This window comes from Planomonospora algeriensis, from assembly GCF_977012225.1.
Genome location: NZ_CDRNDK010000493.1, coordinates 1 through 4342, shown reverse-complemented (window position 1 = coordinate 4342; position 4342 = coordinate 1). Strand labels below are relative to the sequence as shown.

The following is a 4342-nucleotide window of genomic DNA, read 5'->3' as shown; positions in this document are numbered from 1 at the left end:
GCTCGCCCGCGACGATCGCGCCGGCCCGCCCGCCGAACCGGCCGGGCTGGTCCCCGAGCACCTCGCCGTGCTCGCGCTGTGCCGCCGGCCCACCCCGGTGGCGGACGTCGCGGCGCACCTGGGCCTGCCGCTCAACGTCACCCGCGTGCTCCTGGGCGACCTGCGGCACCAGGGCCTGGTGACCATCGACCGGCCGCGGCCCGCGGCGCAGGCGATCGACGAGGACATCTACAGGGAAGTGCTGCATGGACTACGCAGGCTCTGAGCCGGCGTCGGCCGCGGTCACCGATCCGGCGATGGCGATCAAGATCCTCATCGCGGGCGGCTTCGGCGTCGGCAAGACGACCATGGTCGGCACCATCAGCGAGATCCGGCCGCTGCACACCGAGGAGGTGCTGAGCGAGCGCGGCGTCGGCGTGGACGACGTCTCGGGCGTGGAGGCCAAGACCACCACGACCGTCGCGCTCGACTTCGGCCGCATCACCATCCGCGAGGGCCTCTGGCTCTATCTGTTCGGTACCCCCGGCCAGGACCGGTTCTGGTTCATGTGGGACGAACTGGCCCAGGGCGCGCTCGGCGCCGTGGTGCTCGCCGACACCCGCCGCCTGCAGGACTGCTTCCCCGCCGTGGACTACTTCGAGCAGCTGGGCCTGCCCTTCGTGGTCGCCGTCAACTGCTTCGACGGCGCCCGCCGCCACGACCCGGTCAAGGTACGGCGGGCGCTGGGCCTGGACGGGGTCGCGCCGATCCTGATGTGCGACGTGCGCGAACGCGACTCGGTCAAGGAGGTGCTGACCTCCCTGGTCACCTACTCGGTGGGCGGCACGTTCCCCACCGCCTGACGGGTCCCGGCCGCTCCAGGAGGCAGCCCGGACAGGCGGGCCGGAGCCCGTACCGCGCCTCGGTCCGGCCTCGCCGGGGCCGTTGGCGCGGAAGGCCGGCGGCACCCGCCGCCGGCCTCCCGCATCGGCGGGGGTCAGCCACGCGTCCACTTCTGGTTGGGCGTGCCGGCGCAGTCCCACAGCTGGAGCCGCGCGCCGTTGGCGGAGTTGTTGTCCACCACGTCCACGCACCGGTTGGAGACCGGGTTGACCAGGTCACCGGCCGCGTTGAGCCGGAACTGCTGGGCGGCGTTGCCCTTGCACGGGTGGAGCTGGATCGGCGTGCCGTTGGCGGTGCCGGCGCCCGCGGCGTCCATGCACATGCCCATCGCGCTCACGGTGCCGTTGCCGTTGACGGACCACTTCTGGGCGGCGCTGCCGTTGCAGTCGTACATCTGCAGCCGGACGCCGTCGGCGGCCTTCCCGCCCGGGATGTCGATGCAGCGGCCGTTCAGCTTCGACTTCAGGACGCTCCCGCTCCCGGGGGTCCCAGGGTTCGTGGGGTTCGTGGGCTTCTCGTCGGTCGCGGAGACGCGGACGTAGTCGACCAGCATGGTCTGCGGGAACGAGGTGCTCGCGTTGGGGCTGCCCGGCCAGTTGCCGCCGACCGCCACGTTGAGGATCATGAAGAACGGGTGGTCGTAGACCCACTTGTTGCCGCGGATGCCGGACGGCGTGAGGCGGAAGTACTCCGCTCCGTCCAGGTACCAGACGATGAGGTTGGGCGACCAGTCGACCCGGTAGGTGTGGAAGTCGTCGCCGAGCGGCGCGCCGATCGTGCGGCTCCCGCCGATGCCGCCGCCGCCGGAGTAGCCGGGGCCGTGCACGGTGCCGTGGACCGTGTTCGGCGCCTTGCCGACGTTCTCCATGATGTCGATCTCACCGGTGTTCGGCCAGTCGTTGCCGCCGAGCATCCAGAACGCCGGCCAGATGCCCTGACCCTTGGGGATCTTGATGCGGGCCTCGAACCGGCCGTAGGCCTGGCTGAACTTGCCCGCGGTCAGGATGCGGCCCGAGGTGTACTGGCAGGCCCCGTAGTGGCACTGGAGGTTGGACGGGTTCCCCTTGCGGGCGGTGATGGCCAGGTGGCCCTTGCCGTCGTGGTACACGTTCTGGGTCGAGTTGGTGTAGTACTGCAGCTCGTTGTTGCCCCAGCCGCCGCCTCCGATGTCGAACTTCCACTTGGAGGAGTCGACGGAGGTCCCGGCGGCGCCGTTGAACTCGTCGGACCAGGTCACCGGGCCGGCGGCGGCCTCGGCCCGGTCGCCGCCCGTGGCGGTGACCAGCGTGGTGGCCAGGGCGAGGACCGTGGTCAGGGCAGCGAGAAGTGATCGGCGTTTGCGCATGGGGGATGGTTCCGCTCTGTGGTCGTTGCTGGGCGCGGCCTGCCGGCCCGCCCGCCGTACGGAGGCGCCGTCGCGAGGTGGCCCGTCGCGCGGTGAGCCTGTCGGAGAGGACCGTTACGGCTCGGGTCACGAAGATGTAACCGCACCTCAGAACCGCTGTCAATATAAAACTTTATTTAAGGTTTATTTATGGTTGACAAGCTCGGCGAACGATGATCCGGCTCCTCGGGGAGCAGATGTCGGACGGGAGCGCGGTCGTCTCAGGACCCCTCGTACAGCCGATCGAGGCCGACGAGCTGCACGTCCTCACGCGCCCGGGCGGTCTCCTGCAACCCGGGCATGAACCCGGCGGCACTGAAGAGCAGCAGCCGCGTGCCGGGGCCGGCCCGGTCGTCCCGGCGGACGAGCAGCTCGCGGAGGCGCTCGAGCCGTTCCAGGTGACCCTGCCCGACGACGTCGCCGTACTCGGCCTCGCCGATCGCCAGAACGCTCTCCCTGCCGTCATCGGCCCTGCCGAAGACGACGACGTCGAGTTCGTGGCCGGTCTTGGCCGCCGGGTCGGGCAGGACACCGGAGACGACGCGGGTGCGCAGGCCTCCGAGGGTCTCCGGAGCGGCGTGCCAACGCGTCCATGCGCGGGCGAGGTGCTCGAAGTGGGGGCCGAGGACCTTGCTCCGGAACGCCGCCTGCGATCGCTCCCAGACCTGCGCGGCGTAGCCCGGGCGTTCCAGGTCCGTCCACTCCGGCCGCATGATCGCGTGGTAGAAGCCGAGAATGGGCTCGGTGATCCGGTAGGCGGAGCGCTTGCCGTGGAAGGCGTCCGCCTCCCTGGCGATCATCCCGACGCCCTCCAGCACGGTCAGCGCGTGGCCCAGATCGGTGGACTTGCGGCCGAGGTAGCCGGCGATGCCGCCCCGGGTGTGGTTGCCGCCCGCGATCGCGGACAGGACGCCGTGGTACAGGGCCGTGTCCCGCAGCTCGGGCTCCTCGGCGAGGAGGAACCGCGCCTCCCGGAACAGCGGACGACCGGGATTCAGCACGTTCCGGATGACCCACGGGCCGAAGTCGTCGATGCCGTCGGGGACGTCGCCGAGCGTGAACTCGCGCCGGTAGGCAGGGGTTCCGCCGACGACGGCGTTGACGAGGAACGCCAGCGCGGGGTCGGTGATGTCCCAGAAGTCCCGGGCCTGCCGGTAGTCCAGCGTGGGGACGACCAGTTCCAGGCTCGCCCGGCCCCGCAGCGGCGCGGTCCCCGCCAGCAGCGCCCCCATGAAGGACAGGGCCGAACCGCACAGCAGCAGCCGTACGGCGCCGCTCCGGCGCTGCCCCTGCGGGCCGAGGGCCCGCTGGATCAGCGAGGGCAGCTGCGGGGAGGCCTTCACCAGGTAGGGGAACTCGTCGATGACCACGGGAACCGGCCCGGAACCGGTGATCGCCATGAGGGTCTCGACGGCCTCGTCCCAGTGCGCGAACCTGCGGGGAGCCGGTTCGCCGAGATGGCGGGCGAGCGCCGCGCCGAACTGGTGCAGGGACTCGGCCTCGGTCGCCTCGGTCGCGGCGAAGTAGAACCCTCCCGCCGCCCGGCAGACCGCGTCCAGCAGGAAGGTCTTGCCCTGCCGACGCCGCCCGGACACCACGCCGAGCGTCGCCTCCGGCCCCGGGTGCCGCACGAACCGCGTCAGCTCCGACCACTCGTAGTCCCGGTCGAACATCTCTGCGGGCTTGTCCATGATCGGCCCCCTCAATGATGAGAGAATTTATTATAGGTCTTCTCCTTATAGCCACCCAGTCGGATCGCCGCAGGCCTGAGATCCATGCGCCACCGTTCACCTCATCCACCGGTCAGCACTGCCGGACCGTCACCTGCCCGAGCCGACCGAACCCGTGGCGGGAAGAATCAGGCATGATCATGGCCGTATCGGCCACACTGGAGTCATGCAGGCCGAAAGCTACGGAGCGCTCCGCCCATACGTCGCGCCCGAGACTCTCGAAGAGCTCACCGGACCGGTCAGCGGCGTCGTCACGTTGCCGAGGCATCTGGACTGGGGGCCGGAACGCGATTACCGCAGGTCCGCAGAAGGCCTCGGCCTTCAGGCCGGGGATGAATGCGGTCCC

5 protein-coding genes are annotated in these 4342 nt (G+C 70.5%); 3 read left to right on the top strand and 2 right to left on the bottom strand.

Features of this window, described 5'->3' with window-relative positions:
- Together ACWJ6R_RS31010 and ACWJ6R_RS31005 are read left to right on the top strand one after the other, a co-directional pair.
- The coding region (locus tag ACWJ6R_RS31010; protein WP_449065626.1) for a DUF742 domain-containing protein at positions 1-265 on the top strand (265 nt) is incomplete at its 5' end.
- Positions 246-842 carry a GTP-binding protein gene (locus tag ACWJ6R_RS31005; protein WP_449065625.1) on the top strand — a complete coding sequence of 199 codons (597 nt, stop codon included), beginning with the start codon at positions 246-248 and terminating at the stop codon, positions 840-842. The genes ACWJ6R_RS31010 and ACWJ6R_RS31005, both read left to right, overlap by 20 nt.
- A gap of 134 nt (positions 843-976) precedes the next feature.
- On the opposite strand, the gene ACWJ6R_RS31000 is transcribed toward ACWJ6R_RS31005, so the two are convergent.
- The gene (locus ACWJ6R_RS31000) at positions 977-2227 is read right to left on the bottom strand and encodes a family 16 glycosylhydrolase (protein ID WP_449065624.1); all 1251 of its coding nucleotides are present in this window, start codon (positions 2225-2227) and stop codon (positions 977-979) included.
- A 260-nt stretch (positions 2228-2487) separates the two neighbouring features.
- Positions 2488-3957 carry an AAA family ATPase gene (locus ACWJ6R_RS30995; RefSeq protein WP_449065623.1) on the bottom strand — a complete coding sequence of 490 codons (1470 nt, stop codon included), beginning with the start codon at positions 3955-3957 and terminating at the stop codon, positions 2488-2490.
- 205 nt (positions 3958-4162) lie between these two features.
- Between ACWJ6R_RS30995 and ACWJ6R_RS30990 the strand changes: the two genes are divergently transcribed.
- A partial coding sequence (locus ACWJ6R_RS30990; RefSeq protein WP_449065622.1) for a hypothetical protein occupies positions 4163-4342 on the top strand: 180 nt, incomplete at its 3' end.

What these genes read in the sequence shown, in the direction of transcription:
- ACWJ6R_RS31005 (WP_449065625.1), top strand. Translation starts at nt 246, where the DNA reads ATGGACTACGCAGGCTCTGAGCCGGCGTCGGCCGCGGTCACCGATCCG.
- ACWJ6R_RS31000 (WP_449065624.1), bottom strand. Translation starts at nt 2,227, where the DNA reads ATGCGCAAACGCCGATCACTTCTCGCTGCCCTGACCACGGTCCTCGCC.
- ACWJ6R_RS30995 (WP_449065623.1), bottom strand. Translation starts at nt 3,957, where the DNA reads ATGGACAAGCCCGCAGAGATGTTCGACCGGGACTACGAGTGGTCGGAG.